This is a genomic window from Streptomyces sp. NPDC051173 (genome assembly GCF_040689515.1).
Lineage (GTDB): Bacteria > Actinomycetota > Actinomycetes > Streptomycetales > Streptomycetaceae > Streptomyces.
In genome coordinates, this window is the sequence record NZ_JBFBBD010000057.1 from 12226 (window position 1) to 27599 (window position 15374).

Annotated in this window: 15 protein-coding genes; 10 read left to right on the forward strand and 5 right to left on the reverse strand. The window is 70.4% G+C overall.

Features of this window, described 5'->3' with window-relative positions; translation table 11 throughout:
• Nucleotides 1-112: 112 nt before the first annotated feature.
• Nucleotides 113-1162 (reverse strand): sphingomyelin phosphodiesterase, encoded by a 1050-nt coding sequence (locus AB0435_RS25135; protein ID WP_366004819.1) that lies wholly within the window; start codon nt 1160-1162, stop codon nt 113-115.
• A 306-nt stretch (nt 1163-1468) separates the two neighbouring features.
• On the opposite strand from AB0435_RS25135, the gene AB0435_RS25140 reads away from it, so the two are divergent.
• From AB0435_RS25140 to AB0435_RS25175, 8 genes are all read left to right on the forward strand, one after another.
• Nucleotides 1469-2119: a response regulator transcription factor gene (locus AB0435_RS25140; RefSeq protein WP_366428007.1), complete on the forward strand. Its 651-nt coding sequence runs from the start codon at nt 1469-1471 to the stop codon at nt 2117-2119.
• Nucleotides 2112-3143, forward strand: coding sequence for a sensor histidine kinase (locus AB0435_RS25145; RefSeq protein ID WP_366004817.1), 1032 nt, complete (start codon nt 2112-2114; stop codon nt 3141-3143). Before AB0435_RS25140 ends, AB0435_RS25145 begins: the two co-directional genes overlap by 8 nt.
• 288 nt (nt 3144-3431) lie before the next feature.
• Entirely contained in the window at nt 3432-4685 is a 1254-nt protein-coding gene (locus tag AB0435_RS25150) for a hypothetical protein (RefSeq protein ID WP_366428008.1), read from the forward strand.
• A 173-nt stretch (nt 4686-4858) separates the two neighbouring features.
• Complete coding sequence (locus AB0435_RS25155) at nt 4859-5146, forward strand: helix-turn-helix domain-containing protein (protein WP_366428009.1); 288 nt, start codon at nt 4859-4861, stop codon at nt 5144-5146.
• Nucleotides 5139-6719, forward strand: coding sequence for a helix-turn-helix transcriptional regulator (locus AB0435_RS25160; RefSeq protein WP_366428010.1), 1581 nt, complete (start codon nt 5139-5141; stop codon nt 6717-6719). The genes AB0435_RS25155 and AB0435_RS25160 overlap by 8 nt, the downstream gene beginning before the upstream one ends.
• Entirely contained in the window at nt 6719-7294 is a 576-nt protein-coding gene (locus AB0435_RS25165) for a transcriptional regulator (protein ID WP_366428011.1), read from the forward strand. Before AB0435_RS25160 ends, AB0435_RS25165 begins: the two co-directional genes overlap by 1 nt.
• Nucleotides 7295-7409: 115 nt before the next feature.
• The gene (locus tag AB0435_RS25170) at nt 7410-8381 is read left to right on the forward strand and encodes a DJ-1/PfpI family protein (RefSeq protein ID WP_366428012.1); all 972 of its coding nucleotides are present in this window, start codon (nt 7410-7412) and stop codon (nt 8379-8381) included.
• Nucleotides 8378-9022 carry a DJ-1/PfpI family protein gene (locus tag AB0435_RS25175; protein WP_366428013.1) on the forward strand — a complete coding sequence of 215 codons (645 nt, stop codon included), beginning with the start codon at nt 8378-8380 and terminating at the stop codon, nt 9020-9022. Before AB0435_RS25170 ends, AB0435_RS25175 begins: the two co-directional genes overlap by 4 nt.
• 22 nt (nt 9023-9044) lie before the next feature.
• Here the strand turns inward: AB0435_RS25175 and AB0435_RS25180 are convergent, their stop codons facing one another.
• Nucleotides 9045-9551: a MarR family transcriptional regulator gene (locus AB0435_RS25180; RefSeq protein ID WP_366004810.1), complete on the reverse strand. Its 507-nt coding sequence runs from the start codon at nt 9549-9551 to the stop codon at nt 9045-9047.
• A gap of 146 nt (nt 9552-9697) precedes the next feature.
• On the opposite strand from AB0435_RS25180, the gene AB0435_RS25185 reads away from it, so the two are divergent.
• Nucleotides 9698-10219 carry a cupin domain-containing protein gene (locus AB0435_RS25185; protein WP_366428014.1) on the forward strand — a complete coding sequence of 174 codons (522 nt, stop codon included), beginning with the start codon at nt 9698-9700 and terminating at the stop codon, nt 10217-10219.
• Nucleotides 10220-10332: 113 nt separating this feature from the next.
• Here AB0435_RS25185 and xylB read toward each other — a convergent pair whose 3' ends face one another.
• From xylB to AB0435_RS25200, 3 genes are read right to left on the reverse strand one after another with little or no spacing between them, the layout of a single operon-like run.
• The gene (xylB, locus tag AB0435_RS25190; protein WP_366428015.1) at nt 10333-11760 is read right to left on the reverse strand and encodes a xylulokinase; all 1428 of its coding nucleotides are present in this window, start codon (nt 11758-11760) and stop codon (nt 10333-10335) included.
• A 43-nt stretch (nt 11761-11803) separates the two neighbouring features.
• Complete coding sequence (locus AB0435_RS25195; RefSeq protein WP_366004806.1) at nt 11804-12802, reverse strand: zinc-dependent alcohol dehydrogenase family protein; 999 nt, start codon at nt 12800-12802, stop codon at nt 11804-11806.
• A 54-nt stretch (nt 12803-12856) separates the two neighbouring features.
• Nucleotides 12857-13660 carry a DeoR/GlpR family DNA-binding transcription regulator gene (locus AB0435_RS25200; protein ID WP_366004805.1) on the reverse strand — a complete coding sequence of 268 codons (804 nt, stop codon included), beginning with the start codon at nt 13658-13660 and terminating at the stop codon, nt 12857-12859.
• Between the two features lie 264 nt (nt 13661-13924).
• Here AB0435_RS25200 and AB0435_RS25205 point away from each other — a divergent pair, with 264 nt between their 5' ends.
• Nucleotides 13925-15229, forward strand: a complete 1305-nt coding sequence (locus AB0435_RS25205) for an MFS transporter (RefSeq protein WP_366004804.1) — start codon at nt 13925-13927, stop codon at nt 15227-15229.
• The last annotated feature ends 145 nt before the right edge of the window (nt 15230-15374 follow it).

The window sequence follows — 15374 nt, forward strand, 5'->3', positions numbered from 1 at the left end:
ACGGCGCTGATGGCCACACCGGACGGCGCCGTTCCTTTGTGAAGCCGCCCTCGTCGTGCCCGGTGGCACACCCGCCTACGGGTGGGTATGCCACCGGGACGGCTGCGAGTGCTCAGCTGTTGAAGGTCACGCGGGAGACGATGGGCTGGTGGTCGGAGGGGATCTCGGCCAGAGGGTCACCGCCCTTGAGCAGTCCGTCGTAGCCGACGATCTTCTCGTCGGATATGGAGGGCTGGGTCCCCGTCCCCTTGATGTAGCCGATGTAGTCCAGCCGGTTGCGGTACTTGGCGTAGCGGTTGTTCTCGTCACGCAGTTTGGCGCGCGGATTGTTCACCATGTCGTAGGTGTAGCCCGAGGTGCTGGGCGTCGTGAGCTGCCCGCCGAGCGCCTCGTCCGCCTTGGCGACATCACCGCTGACGCCTCCGGGAGCGTGACCGTTCTTCGGGTCCGTGGTGTAGTGCTCGACATTGAAGTCGCCCGCGACCACCACGGGCTTGCCCCCGGACTTCTGCGAGGCCCATGACCTGAGTTCCTTGAGCTGCTCAAGACGGACCTTGCGCGTGTTCTCGACCGGGCTGCTCCCCGGCTCGTCCGCCTGCAGGTGGGTTCCCGCGACCCAGACCGATGTCCCGTTCACGGCGAGGCGCGCGAGCGCCGCTCCCTTGTTGGACTTGTAGTCGGCGGTCTTGCTGTCGGAGTTGTTGTACACGAGCTGGTGGGACTCGAGGATCGGGTACTTGCTGAGGACCGTCACTCCTCCGTTGACGACGAACGGTGAATTGCTGCAGTTGCCCGCGAAACTCGACCACTTGTCGGATCCGCTGCAGTATTCGCCGACCAGCTTCGTCTGGTACGGGTAGATCTCCTTCAGTTCCGCGTTGCGCATCGCCTGGGCGTACTTGTTGAACGCCTCGTCCAGCACGACGACGTCGGCGTTCTCACGCTTGATGACCGCGGCCGCGGCCTCGCGCCGCTCGGCCTTGCGGTCGCTGCCCGGGGTGCCGGCGATATCGGTGATGGACGGCAGCTGTTCCACGTTGAACGCCATGATGTTCAGGGACGGGGTACTGTTCGCGGCCGCTGCCGTGCCCGCGGGCAACTGGGACAGCAGCAGCGCCGTCCCGGTGACCGCGAGCGCCGTGCGAGGAAGGTTGAGGGTCACGTGCTTCTCCATTCCCGGTCGGGTTCGATGAGATGGGTGCTCTCGCCTTTGACCTGAGTGGAGCGAGAACCGGTGGACCGAGAATCCCAGCACCGTACCCGCGCCCGCATCCGGGGAATGCCGCAAGATTCCTGCGGGTTTCCCGCAAAGCGCTGCCGCCGCCTCGCGGAAATCCGTGGCGCGACGGTACGGCTACCGTTCGTGCGCGTGGTTGACAGTAGTGGTCGCGTATCGGAAGGTGGGACGCGTCCCGTTCTTGCACAAGGATTCGTGGTTTTTCATGCGATGCCCAGGACCCGGTAGTTGATGGCCGCTCCCGTGACCGTCGTCCTGGTCGACGATCACCTCACCGTGCGAGCCGGTACGCGGGCGCTTCTGGAGCCGGAGGGCTTCGTGGTGGTGGGGGAGGCCGCGGCCGAACAGGAAGCGGTCGACGTCGTGAGAACGAGTCGCCCCGATCTCCTCGTGCTGGACATGGTGCTGGATTCCGGACCGGTGCTGTCGGCCATTCCCGCACTGCTGGCAGCAGCCCCGAATACGGGAATTCTCGTGCACAGCATGCACGAGGACGCGGCGCTCGTGCGCGGGGCCCTGAGCGCGGGAGCGTCCGGCTATCTGTCGAAGAACACGTCCGTACCCGAACTGGTCCTGGCGGCCCGCACGGTGGCCGCCGGCGGGAGTTACGTACAGCCCCCGCTCGGTGCGGACAACGCGCATGTCCCGGTCCCCCCGCAGGCGATGACCTCGCGGGAGGAACAGGTGCTGGCGCTGCTGGCCGACGGGCACACCAACCGCGAGGTCGCCGCACATCTCACGCTGAGCGTGCGCACTGTGGAGAGCATCAGGGCCGCGCTGCGCAACAGGCTCGGCCTGGTCACCCGGGCCGACCTCGTCGCCCACGCCCGGAGCACCGGTCTGACCCCCGGGTCCCACGGGTCTCATGGGTCTCATGGGTGACGGTCCCCGCGAGCGCTCCGCGATCCACAGGCCGCACATCCTCGGCCTCGTACGTGATCTGTGCCTGGCGCTGGCCCTCCTTGGCACGGTTGCCTACGCGGTGGATGCCCTCACCGAGGAGCCGCTGCCGATCCGGCCTGTCGCGGCCCTCGCCGTCGCCTCGGCCACCGGCGTCCTGGCGGTCATGGCCCGCACGCTGCCGAAGGTCCGTGTGCCGCTGGCCCTGGTGGCCTGCGGATTCGCGGCCCTGGCCGGCAGCTGGCTCTTCCACGCGAAAGCGGGATACGTGGCACCGGTCCTCCTCCTGGCAGCGGCGGTGTACGCGGCGCCGGCCTGGCCCGAGGCCAGGGCGCTGTTCGGGCAGGGCCGGGCCCGCGCCCTGCTCGGCAGGCAGGAGCACTACGCGGCGCTGATCGCCGGAGAACTCCACGACGAGGTGCTCCAGCTCCTGGCCCTCACCAGACGGCAGCTCGACGCGGCGCTCACCGAAGAGGACCCGGACGTGCTGCGGGTGTCGGCGCGGACAGCCGTGGGGCGGCTCGACGAACTGACCTCCGTGCTGCGCAGCATCGTCGCCACCCTCCATCCGGTCGCCCTGCGTGGACTGGGCCTGGCCGAGACGGTCCGTTCGCTCGCCGCGCGGGTGGCGGCCGAGAACGGGCTGATCGTGGACGTCGACGTCGATGAGGGATGGCTCGGGTCGCCCATGGCGAACGACGAGGCGTGCCTCGCCGCCTACCGCGTGGTCCAGGAAGCCCTCAGCAACGTGGTCAAACACGCGGACGCGGAGAAGGTGTGTGTGTCCTTGGCATACCGCCACCACCACGTCGTGCTGTCGGTCACCGATGACGGACGCGGACTCCCGGACACTTCTCCGGCGACCGTACTCGGGTACGGGGTGGAGGGCATGCGCTGGCGGTGCGAGGCGTACGGCGGGACGTTCTCCCTCACCTCCGGTGGCGTCGGACGCGGGACCACCGTGCGGGCCACCATTCCGCTCCCCGGTGATCGCCGCGGCGCGTGACGGCCTCGTGCCTCTCCGAGGTGCTGGTGACGGAACTCGGCAAGAAGGGGCCTGCCACCGTCGTGTGTGAACTGTCCGCCCGCTTGCGGTAAATCCGCAGAAACCCTGCGGATTTACCCCGATGCCCCGCACCGGCCGACCGGGGACGATCAATTCGACGGTTCCCGCGAAGAGCGAGGAACAGAGCGACGGCCATGCCGAAGCTCGCCGTCCTCCTGCTTCGACCCTCATTGAGCGCAGCGGCCTGTTCGGTCGCGTGCTCAAGTCATTGGAGAGGAAGGTCATTCCATGCCGTCGACCCGCTCCGGCAACCCCCAGCCGTCCGGCCGCCCCGCGCGACACCGCTTCACAGCGTTTGTCGCGGCAGGCGCGCTCACCGCAGTCCTGTCCCAGTTCCAGATGCCGCCGGCACACGCCGCCGTCCGCGAGGAAGGGGGGAAGAGGCCTGTCATATTCGTCCACGGCTGGAGCGGCAAACCCGCGACGTTCGACGACATGAAGAAGTATTTCCGGGACGCCGGCTATGCCGAGGACGAACTCTACGCCTGGGGCTACGACTCGATAAAAAAGGGAAACGAGGAGATCGCGGGCGAACTCAGGAAAGTCGTCGAAGAAAAAGCGAAGAAGTCGCCCGACGGGAAGGTCGATCTCGTCGCCCACTCCATGGGCGGCTTGTCGACCCTCTGGTACCTGAGGAAAATGGGAGGGAGCCCGCTGGTCGCCCACTGGGCGGGAATCGCCTCTCCGATCCATGGCACCGCCCTGGCTGTCCAAGGCGCCGAGATGGCCGAAGGGTCCGCCTTCGTCAAGCGGCTGAACGAGGGCGAGGAGGATCCGGTGAAATCCGCACCGGGCCCGACGCGGTACGCCACATTCCGCTCAAACGTAGGAGAAGGCAGAACCAACGAACTGCCGGGGTACTACTGCGACGGAATCGTCGGCGGGGTGCCGAGCAATTTCCCCGTGAGGGCGGGGAAGACCTCGGCCGTCAACGGGGCGACCAACATCGTCACGCCCTGCCTGGGGCACAACGAGATCCACAGGGACCCATGGGTGGCCGGCAAGGTCATGGACTTCCTCGCCTCTCCCTACGAGGGGGCGACCCCGAGGAGAGGGAACACGTACTGCGGCGACGGATACGACTACGAAGGCCGGGACGGCCTGGTGGAATCGCGCGTACAGAACTGCCTGGAGACGGACGGCAAGGGAAAGGTCCGAACGGTTACCCGCGTCCGGAACTGCGCCTACAAGTGGGGAGGGGTGTGGTACACGTCGAAGAGCGACTACAAGTGCCTTCCGGAACAATCCCACACCGTCAAATACCGGGGCGCGACGCTGTCGTCAGGCAGCGCTGCCGGCGACACCGTCGAACGCGCTGGTGAATTCTATGGCGAATGGACAAGGCTTCCGGGGAGCGGTAACTACTCCTTGTCCGTGAAGTATTCGCAGAAGGGCCCGTACTGGGGTGCCGGACCGGTGCGGACCAGTGAAACCACGCTGAACATCCCGGAGGCGGAAGTGTCCGCCTCCCGCACCCCATGACCGGTATTGCCGAGCCGGAACCACTTGGTTTCCCGCTCGTTGAGGGTGCGTGAACGGACCTTCTTCATCCTGTCCCCGGGAGCCTGATGCCGGGGACAGGCTCTGATGCATGTGTGAGGGTGATGGGCTTGGTTTGATGCAGGTTTTGCATGGCTCTGGGTAGGGTGTGGGCTATGGGTTTGGGGTTGGAGGAGTCGTTGCGGTTGACGGTGGCTGCGTTGATGCAGGCGACGGGGGAGTCGCAGCGGTCGGTCGCCGCGGTCCTGGGTTTGACGCAGACGCAGGTGTCGCGTCGGCAGTCGGGTGCGATTTCGTGGAGTCTGCGCGATGTCGATGCCCTGGCCGAGCACTACGACGTCGCAGCGCTGGACCTCCTGGCCGGCCCGACCCGGGCGTGCGAGGTCCTGCCCACCGCCCGGCGCCGGACCGCCACCGCGAAGAGGGGGCGGTCCGGTGAGTGACTTCGACGCGATCGACTCGCTGCTCGCCGCCGTCGTCCCGGAGGCCGAGCTCCCGGAGCCTGGCCGGCGGCGGGAGTTGCGGGAGCGGGCCCGGTTGTCGAAGGCGCAGGTGGCCCGGGCGCTCGGGGTGAGCCCGTCCACGGTCGCGGCGTGGGAGAGCGGCCGGGATCCGGTCGGCGAGACCCGGACCAGGTACGCGTATCTGCTGGACGGGCTGGCCGCCAAGTTCGCCGCTGACACCGCCCCGGTGACGTCGCCCGCTGCCGAGCCGGCCGTGGCACAGGCCCCTGTCGCGCCCGACGCTCCTCCGCCTTCCCCGGCGCCCGAAGAAGGCGGTGACGGTGACGACGTGGAGGCGCTTGCCGCGCCGGAGCCGTGTGTGCTGTGCGGGAGCCCGGCATCGCAGAGGGTGGCGGGGTTCGCTCAGCACCTCGACCCGGCCGACTGCCAGGCCGCCGCAGCCGTGCTGCCCGCCCAGCCCGTCCAGCCCGCCCCGGCGCCCGTACGGCCCGGGACCGCTGCGGCCGGGGAGCCGGCGGCGGCGCGTGCACCGCGTACGATGCGCCCCTCCGAGCGTTCCAAGGGGCCGGCCCGGCGTGCGTTCCAGGAGCCGGCCGGTCCGCTCGATCTCATCGGCCAAGCGGTTCAGGGGGCGCTCGCCGAGCACCGGGGCGACGTGGAGGCGGCGTCGGCGGCGCTGTTGAAGCGGGCGATCCCGGATGCGATGCGGCTGCTGGACGAGACGCGCAAGGGCGGCCGTTACGACGTGATCGCCCACCCGTGGATTCCCGACGTCCTCAGGAAGCAGAGCTCCCGTGGCGCGGACCAGATCTGGGAGGCGCGCCCGAAGTGGACCCGCTGTGATCTGCCGTCCGGTGTGCACGAGGTGACGGCGCTGGACATCAACGGTGCTTATCTCTCCGCCCTCAAGACGCATCTCCCGCTCGGCCAGCTGGAACACTCCGCCGGCCTGCCTCACGACCGGCGCCGCGCGGGCGTCCACCTGATCACGCCGCCCGTATGGGAGCACGAGGCGGTGCTGCCGAATCCGGTCGGGCAGCGGGACGAGCCCGGCCCGCTGTGGGTGACCGAGCCGACTCTGCGCCTGCTGCTGCGGCTGTCGGGCCCGAAGCACGGGCTGTGCGATCCGCCCGTGGTTCACGAGTCCTACACCTCCGGTGCCACGGAGAACCTCCTGGAGAAGTTCCGCGTCGCGCTCAAGGACGCCCGTGACACCGCTATCGCCGAGGGCGACGAGGTGACGCTGGAGTATGTGAAGGCGATGTACTCCAAGTTCGTCTCGACGATGGGGGAGTCGAACTACAACAGGGAGCTGTACCGCCCGGACTGGATGCACATCGTCCGCTCCCAGGCGTTCGCCAACCTGTGGCTCAAAGCGCTCAAGGCCCACGACGAGGGCCTTACCGTCGTGCGCGCGATGGGCACGGACGAACTGCACGTCATCGGTGACTGGCGCCGTGTCTTCGCCGAGGGCCGGGGCGTTACCGAGGTCAAGGTGAAGGACACCTACACCGCGGGAACCGACGCCGCCGCCGGACAGGAGGAGGGGTAATGCCGGAGCGGAACATCGAGTTCGGGAAGTTCGGCGCGCGCGGGGTGCGGGGCAGTGACCTGGTCGCGCGCAGGCTCGACGAGCTTGCCGGCGGTATCGCCACCCCCGTCACCGTCAAGCGCGGCTGGATGGCGCGCCTGCACTATCTGACCCGTACGGATCACGCGCGCGCGGCGGCCCGGGAGGCCGGTCTGACGGTCACCGGCCGTACGCTCACGGCGTGGCTGGAGGGCAGGCGCAGCCCTTCGAGGGCGAACCTGGAGCGTATCGACGCGGCCTACCGCACGGTGCGCCGCCGGAACGTGGCCCGGCATCTCCTGGGGCGGCTGAACCGGGAGGGGCGTGGGACGCGGGTGGAGTTCCATCCGCTGAACCAGTCGCAGGTGCCGCGTCCGTTGCAGCGGGTGGTGGAGTACCGGTCGATGAACGTGCGCCGCTGGGACAGGATCGTCGGTGCGTGGGCGGCCGGGGACGACCAGGGCCTGGACGACGCGTGGAGCACCGAGGTGCTGCCGGACCTGGGCAGTCAGTGGGGGGCTTACGAGTTCTGCACCAGCGTCGGTTTCGCCGCGTAGGTGCCGTTGCCCGGGGTGAACCCGAAGTCTGCCTGTGACACCGGCCCCCCGGCATGGCGCGAAGCGTGGGGTGTGTGTCGTTGACGTCACCGGTGCCGGATCACAGAGTGGAGGGGTGAAGCAGCGCCGTATCGTCTTCGTCATCTTCGAGGGTTTCCAGCCCCTGGACCTCTTCGGCCCGCACGAGGTGTTCCAGCACGCCGACCGGCTCACCGGCGGATACTCCTGCCAGATCACGGCACCGCTGCCGGGCCCGGTACGGTCCCGCAGCGGTATTCCGGTGCACGTTCCCTACGGTGTGGCCGATCTGGACCCGGCCGGGATCGACACGTTGGTGGTGGCCGGCGGCGCCGGGATCGACCGGGCCCGGCACGATCCGGTGCTGACACGCTGGATCGCCACCGCGGGGGCCACCGCCCGGCGCGTCACCTCGGTGTGCAGCGGGGTGTTCCTGCTGGCCGCCGCCGGACTGCTCGGGGGACGGAGGGTGACCACTCACTGGGCGCGCGAGGAACAGCTCGTCCGGGAGCATCCCGAACTGGTCGTCGACTGCGATCCGATCTTCCTCAGGGACGGGCATGTATGGACGTCGGCCGGGGTGACGGCGGGGATGGACCTCGCACTCGCCCTGGTGGAGGACGACCTGGACCGGGAGGTCGCCCACGCCGTCGCGCGGGAGATGGTGTTGTTCCTGCGCCGTCCTGGCAGCCAGTCGCAGTTCAGCGTGGCGTTGTGGTCCGCGCAGCCGTCCAGCGACCCCATCCGCGCCGTGGTCACGGCGATCCACTCCGATCCCGGTACCCGGCACGGCATCGACGACCTCGCCGCGCACGCCGGCCTGAGCCCCCGTCATCTCCAGCGCAGGTTCACAGCCGAGCTCGGCGTCCCGCCCGCGACGTATGTCGAGGGCGTACGCATCGAGGCTGCCAAGCGGGCGCTCGCCGAGAGCAACCACCCCGTCGAGACCATCGCGCGTCGGTACGGCTTCGGCACCGCGGAGACACTGCGCCGCGCCTTCCACCGGCACCTGGGTGTCGCACCGTCCGACTACCGCGACCGATTCCGGTCCACCAAGGAGTACACATGACCACCTACGGGATACCGATCTTCGACGGGGCGGAGGAGCTGGACTTCGCGGGGCCGTGGGAGGTGTTCACCGCCTCCTCGATGCTGCGCGACCACGCCGACACCGTGCTGCTCATCGCCGAACACCCCGGCGCCGTCCGCTGCAACAAGGGCATGCGGGTCCTGCCGGACCACACCCTGGACGACCACCCCCCGCTGGACGTCCTGCTGGTGCCGGGCGGCAAGGGGACCCGCCGCGAAGTGTCCAACCCCGTGCTCATGGAATGGATTCGCACCGCTGCCGCCGGCGCCGCATGGACCGCCAGCGTGTGCACCGGGGCCCTGCTGCTGCACGAGGCGGGTCCGGCGCGCGGCCGCCGGGTCGCGACCCACTACCTCTTCGAGGACACCCTGCAGGCCCGGGGCGACATCACGGTGGTCCGCGACGCCCGCTACATCGTGGACGGGAACCTCGTCACCAGCCAGGGCGTCTCAGCCGGGATCGACATGGCCCTGTGGCTCATCGGCCGCCTCCACGGCCGCGACCACGCCCGTGCCGTCCGCCAGTACATCCAGTACGAACCCGCCCCGCCCTACCTCGCCGACGAGCCTTTCGCCGCAGGCGGGGAAACCGCCCCGGCGGCCCCGATCCGGCTCGCGTGAAGTCCGTTGTGCCGGGCGGCCGTCACTTGATGGTGGTGTCGCCGAGGGCCTCCAGCACCGGCCGGAGGCCCTCGGCGGCCTTCTCGACCAGATCGCGGTCCACGTCGGCGAGCAGGCGCGCGTAGTTCGCCAGATGGCCGGTGAAGGCGGCCCGTGTGACCTCGTGCCCGCGCTCGGTGAGGCGGACCTTGACGGTGCGCCGGTCCTCTCCGTCGCGCACTCGTTCCACCAGGCCCTTGGCCTCCATCTTGTCGATGCGATTGGTGATCGTGCCGGAGGACACCATGGACGCCTTGAGGAAGGTCCCGGCGGTGAGGGCGTAGGGCGGCCCGGAGCGCTGCAGCGTGTTGAGGATGTCGAACTCGCCGGTGTCCAGGCCGTGTTCGGCTGCGTTCGCCTTGACCGCCTTCTCGACCACCACGGCCAGCCGCTGGATGCGCCCGAAGAGCTGCACCGGCCAGAGGTCGTCCTCGACCTCGGCGCGCTCCTTGACCCACTGGCCGATGATCGCGTCCACGGCATCGCTCATCGCGGCCACTCCTCTCAGTACGGACTCTCTCGACGGAGACTCTATCAGTGCTGTTTTTCTTAGTTTCGAGATACTTGACTCTGAGATAGTCGAGGTGCTCTTATCTCGTCGTCGAGATTCTCAAGGTTGAGCGACAGGAGCGCACGATGTCGTACCCGGAGCACCCGCAGTACCCCGTCCCCCGCTACCACGGAGACAGGGGCGAGGTGAACGCGTCCTTCCGCAGCGCCGACACCCCGCCGGACCACACCTCGCCCCGCGGTGACGCCTACCGCTACCTCGCCACGCACGAGTCGACCGGCGGCGAGTACGGCCTGTACCAGGTGGACCTGGCGGCGCGGGCCGCCGGCGCCAAGACCCACTTCCACAAGGCGATGTCGGAGTCCTTCTACGTTCTCTCCGGAGAACTGGAGCTCTTCAACGGCGAGAAGTGGGTGACGGGCCGCGCCGGTGACTTCCTGTACGTGCCGGTCGGTGGTCTGCACGCCTTCAAGAACGTGACGGACGAGCCCATGTCGATGCTCATGCTCTTCACCCCGGGCGCTCCGCGCGAGGAGTTCTTCGAAAGGGTCGCGGAGATGTCGCAGCGCGGTGGCGAGGAACTCAGGGAGTTCCGTGTACGGCACGACAGCTACTTCGAGGAGGACTTCGGGGCGGAGGCGGTGTAGGGCCTCGCGCTCCCTGACCGTGCGAACGCCCGGTTTCCCCCGCCGCTCCGGTCACAGGCTGAGGTCACGTCACGTGTCTACGGCACGAACGGCGTCGTGCGGCCCGCCCTGCCCTACGCGCCCGCCCCGTGGACCTGCGCCCGGGCACGGGCGTACGCGTGCCGGACCGCGAGCCCGGCCGTGCCCCCGTCGGCCGGGGCCGGCACGTCGGTGCCGCCCGGGCGTGGCCACGGAGGCGGTTCGGGGGTGCCGGTGAGGGCCCAGGCGGCCTGGCGGGCGGCGCCCAGGGCCACGTACTCCTCGGGCTGTGGCACCGTCACCGGCATGCCGAAGATCTGGGCGGCGGCCTCGGCGGCCACCGGGGCCTTGGCGGCGCCGCCGATCAGCGACAAGCGGTCCACCGGCACGCCCTGTCCGCGCAGTCGGTCCAAGGCGTCGGCCATGCCGCAGAGCATTCCTTCGACGGCGGCGCGGGCGAGGTTGTGCGGGTGCATGTTGTCCACCCGCATGCCGAGGAGGCTGCCCGTGGCGTCGGGGAGGTTGGGGGTGCGCTCCCCGCCGAGGTAGGGGAGCAGGACGAGGCCGTCGGCGCCGGGGGCGGCCCGGCGGGCGAGGGCGTCGAGATCGTCGAGGGAGACGCTCAGCATGCGGGCCGCGGAGCTGAGCACGCGGGCGGCGTTGAGCGTGCACACCAGGGGCAGGAACTGCCCGGTGGCGTCGGCGAATCCGGCCACCGCGCCGCCGGGGTCGGCGGTGGGGCGCGAGGACCGGGCGAAGACGGTACCGCTGGTGCCGAGGGAGACGACCGCCTCGCCGGGCGCGAGGCCGAGGCCGAGCGCGGCGCCCATGTTGTCGCCGGTGCCCGCTCCCACCAGGGTGCCTCCGGGGGTGTGCCCGGCGGCCTCGTGCGGGGCGAGGACGCGCGGGAGCCGGGGCGTACGGCCGCGGAAGGCGAGCCGCAGCAGGTCGGTGCGGTACCGGCCTTCGGACGGTGACCAGTAGCCCGTGCCGGAGGCGTCGCCGCGGTCCGTGGCGGGGGCCGCGCCCGAGGCGGGGCCCCCGCACAGCCGCCAGGTCAGCCAGTCGTGCGGCAGCAGGACGGTCGCCGTGCGGTCCGCGGCGTGCGGCTCGTGGTCGGCGAGCCAGCGCAGCTTGGCGGCGGTCAGGGCGGCGACGGGGACGGTGCCGATGGTCTCCGCCCAGGCCTGTGCGCCGCCGAACTCGCGTACCAGATCGGCGGCTTGGGGTGCGGAGCGGGTGTCGTTCCACAGCAGCGCACGGCGTACGGGCCTGCCGTCGGCGTCGAGCGTGACGAGGCCGTGCTGTTGCCCGGCGACGGCGATGGCGTCGACACCCTCCAGACTCTCCGCCTCCGCGTCCCGGAGTGCCTGCCGGAGCGCCTGCCACCAGGCCTCGGGGTCCACCTCGGTGCCCTCGGGGTGCGGGGCGTGCCCCCGCCGCAGCACTGCTCCCGTCCGCGCGTCGCAGACGACGACCTTGCAGGACTGGGTGGAGGAATCGACTCCGACGACGGTCGCCATGGTGCGCCCTTTTCTTGCTGACGTTCTCGCTGACGGTGCGGCGTCAGGCCGCCGGACGGATCTGGATCTTGCGGCCGGTTCCCTCGCGGAAGGTTCGCAGTGCCTCCGGGAACCCGTCCAGACCGAAGCTGTGAGTGATCATGGTGTCGGCGTCGATGACGCCCTTGCCCATGAGTTCCACGGCGCGGCCGAAGCTGTGCACGACGGCCATGGACCCCACGATGGTGATCTCGTCGTTGTAGACGCGGAACGGTGAGAGGCGCGCGGTCGCTCCGGAGGGCGCGACCCCGAACTGCTGGAAGGTTCCCCCGCGCCGCACCCGGGTGAGCGCGTCCTCGATGGCCGGGACGACGCCCGTGCAGTCGATGACGACCTCCCAGCCCTGCGGGCGGCCGAGGGCGTCGGCGCTCGTGGCGGCGGCGTCGGCCCCCAACTGCCGGGCGATCTCCAGCCGTCCGGGGTTGAGGTCGACGACGGAGACGGAGGCCGCGCCCGCGTGGGCGGCGAGCTGGAGCATCATCAGGCCCATGGTGCCCGCACCGTAGATCAGGTAGTGGGCGCCGAGGTCGCGGGGGAGCTTGTCGAAGCCGTGCACGGCGCAGGACAACGGCTCCACCAGGGTCCCCTGGGCGAGGGAGACGTTCTCGGGCAGCCGGTGACAGTTGGCGGCGGGCACCTTCACGTACTCGGCCATCGCGCCGTCGACCGTGTCCCCGATCGCACCCCAGCGCTCGCACAGGTTGCCCCGGCCGATGGCGCAGTAGTGGCAGGCCCCGCAGAACAGCGAGGGGTCGACGGCGACCTTGTCGCCCTCGCGGACCGCGCTCACTCCCGCGCCGAGCGCCACGACCTCGCCCGTGAACTCGTGTCCCGGGACGATCGGGTACGGGGTGGGGGCGAACTCCCCGTCGACGATGTGGACGTCAGTGCCGCAGATGCCCACGGCCGCGACGGCGACCACCACCTCGCCGGGGCCGGGCACCGGGTCGGGGACGGTCCGGACGGAGAACTTTCCCGGGGTTTCGACGACGAGAGCGCGCATGCGGCGGCTTCCTTTCGGGCGGGGGGTGAAGGGCGAGCAGGGGGAGAGGGGACGTCAGCCGCGGGGGAGGGGGACGCGCTCGACGGTCACGCCGAGCTCCTCGATCGCCCGGACCTCCTCGGCCGGGGCGGCCTCATCGGTCACCACCAGGTCGTAACCGGTGGCGTCGCCGTAGCCGTGGGTCGCCGTGCGCCCGAACTTGCTGTGGTCGACGGGCAGCACGCACCGGTCGGCGGAGTCCTGCATGGCCTCCTTGAGGTCGGCCCACTCCCGCACGGGGTGGTAGAGCCGTCCTCGGTGGACCGAGGTGACGGAGGAGAACATCACGTCCGCCCGTATCCGGGCGAGCTGGCGCAGCGTCTCGGTGCCGGCGCAGGACTCGAAGTCGGCGTGGAACCGGCCGCCGAGCAGGGTCACGCCGGTGCCGTCCGCCGCGTCCCGGCCGATGATGCCCGCGACGCGCAGCGAGTTGGTGACCACGGTCAGGCGCTCGATGCGCGCGAGGCGGCGTGCGAGCGGGAAGAGCGTGCTGCCGCAGTCCATCAGCACGGTCCGGCCCGGCTGCACGTGCCGGACGAGTGCTTCGGCGAGGGCTTCCTTGATCTCTTCCTGCCGGTGCTCGCGGAAGCGGGTGGCGGTCTCCATCGTGAGCCCGGCCAGTGCCACGGCGCTGCCGCGCCGCTTGTGCAGCAACTGGCGGGACTGGAGGTTGTCCAGGTCCCGGTGGACGGTCATCGCGCTGACGCCGAGCTCGTCGGCCAGCGCGTCGATCCGGGCCTCTCCCTGCTCGACGACCCGCCGCAGCAGCAGCTGTCTGCGCTGCTCGACCTCCGCTCCGGTGCCCCGGGCAGTCGACATGGTTCCTCCTCGCTCCGGTTGTCCTGGAGGCGACAGCTTCCGGAACAGGGTGACTGCGCCAGTGCGGTCACCGGTCAGATCACACACTTTCTGAGAAGTTATGTCAATCCCGTTGACAGAATGTGTGAAGCGAGGCTTTCATCAGGGCCCGTCGCACCGACAGGCAACCCCGCCGCCGGCGACTCCCACCCTTCCGCGCGCTCTGCCCTCCCGCAGCGCGCTCTTGCGCACATCCCTCGCACCTCTCTCCTGGACGGAGGCCCCGTGTCCCAGGCCCCTGCCACTCCCCGGCCCCTCACCACCGGCCCGCCCCCGCCCGACGCCGCCGGACGGCAGCGGCGCTCCCTCCTCGACCGGGCGGGCCTGCCCGGACCGCTGATCTGGGGCTACGCCGGGCTCGTCCTGTTCATGACCGGCGACGGCATCGAGACCGGCTACTTCTCGCCCTACCTCGTCGGCCTGGGCTTCTCCGAGGGGGCCGTCGGCGCGGTCTTCACGGCTTACGGGGTCGCCGCCGCACTCGGCGCGTTCCTCGCCGGAGCCCTCGCCGACGCCTGGGGACCCCGGCGCGTGATGGCCGTCGGCGCGGCCTTCTGGGCAGGCTGCCACGTCCTGCTGCTCACCACGGCGATCCCGCTGGGCAGCTATCCGCTGATCATGGCGGCCTACGGGATCCGGGGCCTGGGCTACCCACTGTTCGCCTACGGCTTCCTCGTATGGATCATGGCGGCGGCCCCGCAGCGGAGGATCGGCGCGGCGCTGGGCTGGTTCTGGTTCTCCTTCACCCTCGGACTGCCGACGCTCGGCTCCCTGCTCGCCTCCGCGCTCGTGCCCGCCGTCGGCGCGTACGAGACGCTGTGGATCTCCCTCGCGCTCGTCCTCACCGGCGCCGCCCTCGCCCTCGTCCTGCTGCGGGAGCCCCTCGGCCGCCGCCCGCTGCTGCCCGCCGGGCAGCGGGACGTACGGGCGGCCCTGCGCGGCAGCGTGACGATCCTCTTCAGCCGGCCCCGCGTCGGCGCGGGCGCCGCCGTCCGGCTGGCCAATACCACCTCGCAGTTCGGCCTGTGGGTGTTCCTGCCGTTCTACTTCACGGACTCGCTCGGCTTCGAACTGGCCCAGTGGCTGCGCCTGCTGTCGGTGATGATGGGCGCCAACCTCGTCTTCGTCCTGCTCTTCGGCAGGCTCGGCGACCGCTGGAGCAAGCGGCGGACGGTCATGTGGTGCGGCGGCGTGCTCAGCGCGGGCGGCTGCCTCGCGCTCTACTACCTGCCGACGGCCGCCGGCCCGGACTTCCCGGTGGCGGCCCTCGCCGCGGGCCTGTTCGGCGCCGGGCTCGCCGGTTACGTACCGCTGCCACCGCTCATGACGGCCCAGGCGCCCGAGCGCAAGGGCCAGGTGATGGCGGCCTACAGCCTCGGCGCCGGGGCCAGCGTGGCCCTCGGCCCGCTCCTGGGCACGCTGTTCCTCGGCCCGCTCGGCGTCGAGGGCGTGGTGTGGATCTACGCCGGCCTGCACCTGCTCAGCACACTGCTGGTCCGTCTCCTGCCCGAGCACGATCCTGTCACTTGAGTTCCGGAGCGGATGGTGCTGGTCCCGGCGTCGTTCCTGAAGGGGGCGCCGCCGATCTGGGCGCGGGAGCGCGCGGCCGTTGCCCGGGGTGCTGTCAGCGGCGGACCGAGCGACAAGTAACCTCCCGGTAGCCTTTGGACGGGAG

Bases quoted from the DNA above. Each gene is read 5' to 3' on its own strand.
- AB0435_RS25140 (WP_366428007.1), top strand. From the start codon at position 1,469: ATGGCCGCTCCCGTGACCGTCGTCCTGGTCGACGATCACCTCACCGTG.
- AB0435_RS25145 (WP_366004817.1), top strand. From the start codon at position 2,112: ATGGGTGACGGTCCCCGCGAGCGCTCCGCGATCCACAGGCCGCACATC.
- AB0435_RS25150 (WP_366428008.1), top strand. From the start codon at position 3,432: ATGCCGTCGACCCGCTCCGGCAACCCCCAGCCGTCCGGCCGCCCCGCG.
- AB0435_RS25155 (WP_366428009.1), top strand. From the start codon at position 4,859: ATGGGTTTGGGGTTGGAGGAGTCGTTGCGGTTGACGGTGGCTGCGTTG.
- AB0435_RS25165 (WP_366428011.1), top strand. From the start codon at position 6,719: ATGCCGGAGCGGAACATCGAGTTCGGGAAGTTCGGCGCGCGCGGGGTG.
- AB0435_RS25175 (WP_366428013.1), top strand. From the start codon at position 8,378: ATGACCACCTACGGGATACCGATCTTCGACGGGGCGGAGGAGCTGGAC.
- AB0435_RS25180 (WP_366004810.1), bottom strand. From the start codon at position 9,551: ATGAGCGATGCCGTGGACGCGATCATCGGCCAGTGGGTCAAGGAGCGC.
- AB0435_RS25185 (WP_366428014.1), top strand. From the start codon at position 9,698: ATGTCGTACCCGGAGCACCCGCAGTACCCCGTCCCCCGCTACCACGGA.
- xylB (WP_366428015.1), bottom strand. From the start codon at position 11,760: ATGGCGACCGTCGTCGGAGTCGATTCCTCCACCCAGTCCTGCAAGGTC.
- AB0435_RS25195 (WP_366004806.1), bottom strand. From the start codon at position 12,802: ATGCGCGCTCTCGTCGTCGAAACCCCGGGAAAGTTCTCCGTCCGGACC.
- AB0435_RS25200 (WP_366004805.1), bottom strand. From the start codon at position 13,660: ATGTCGACTGCCCGGGGCACCGGAGCGGAGGTCGAGCAGCGCAGACAG.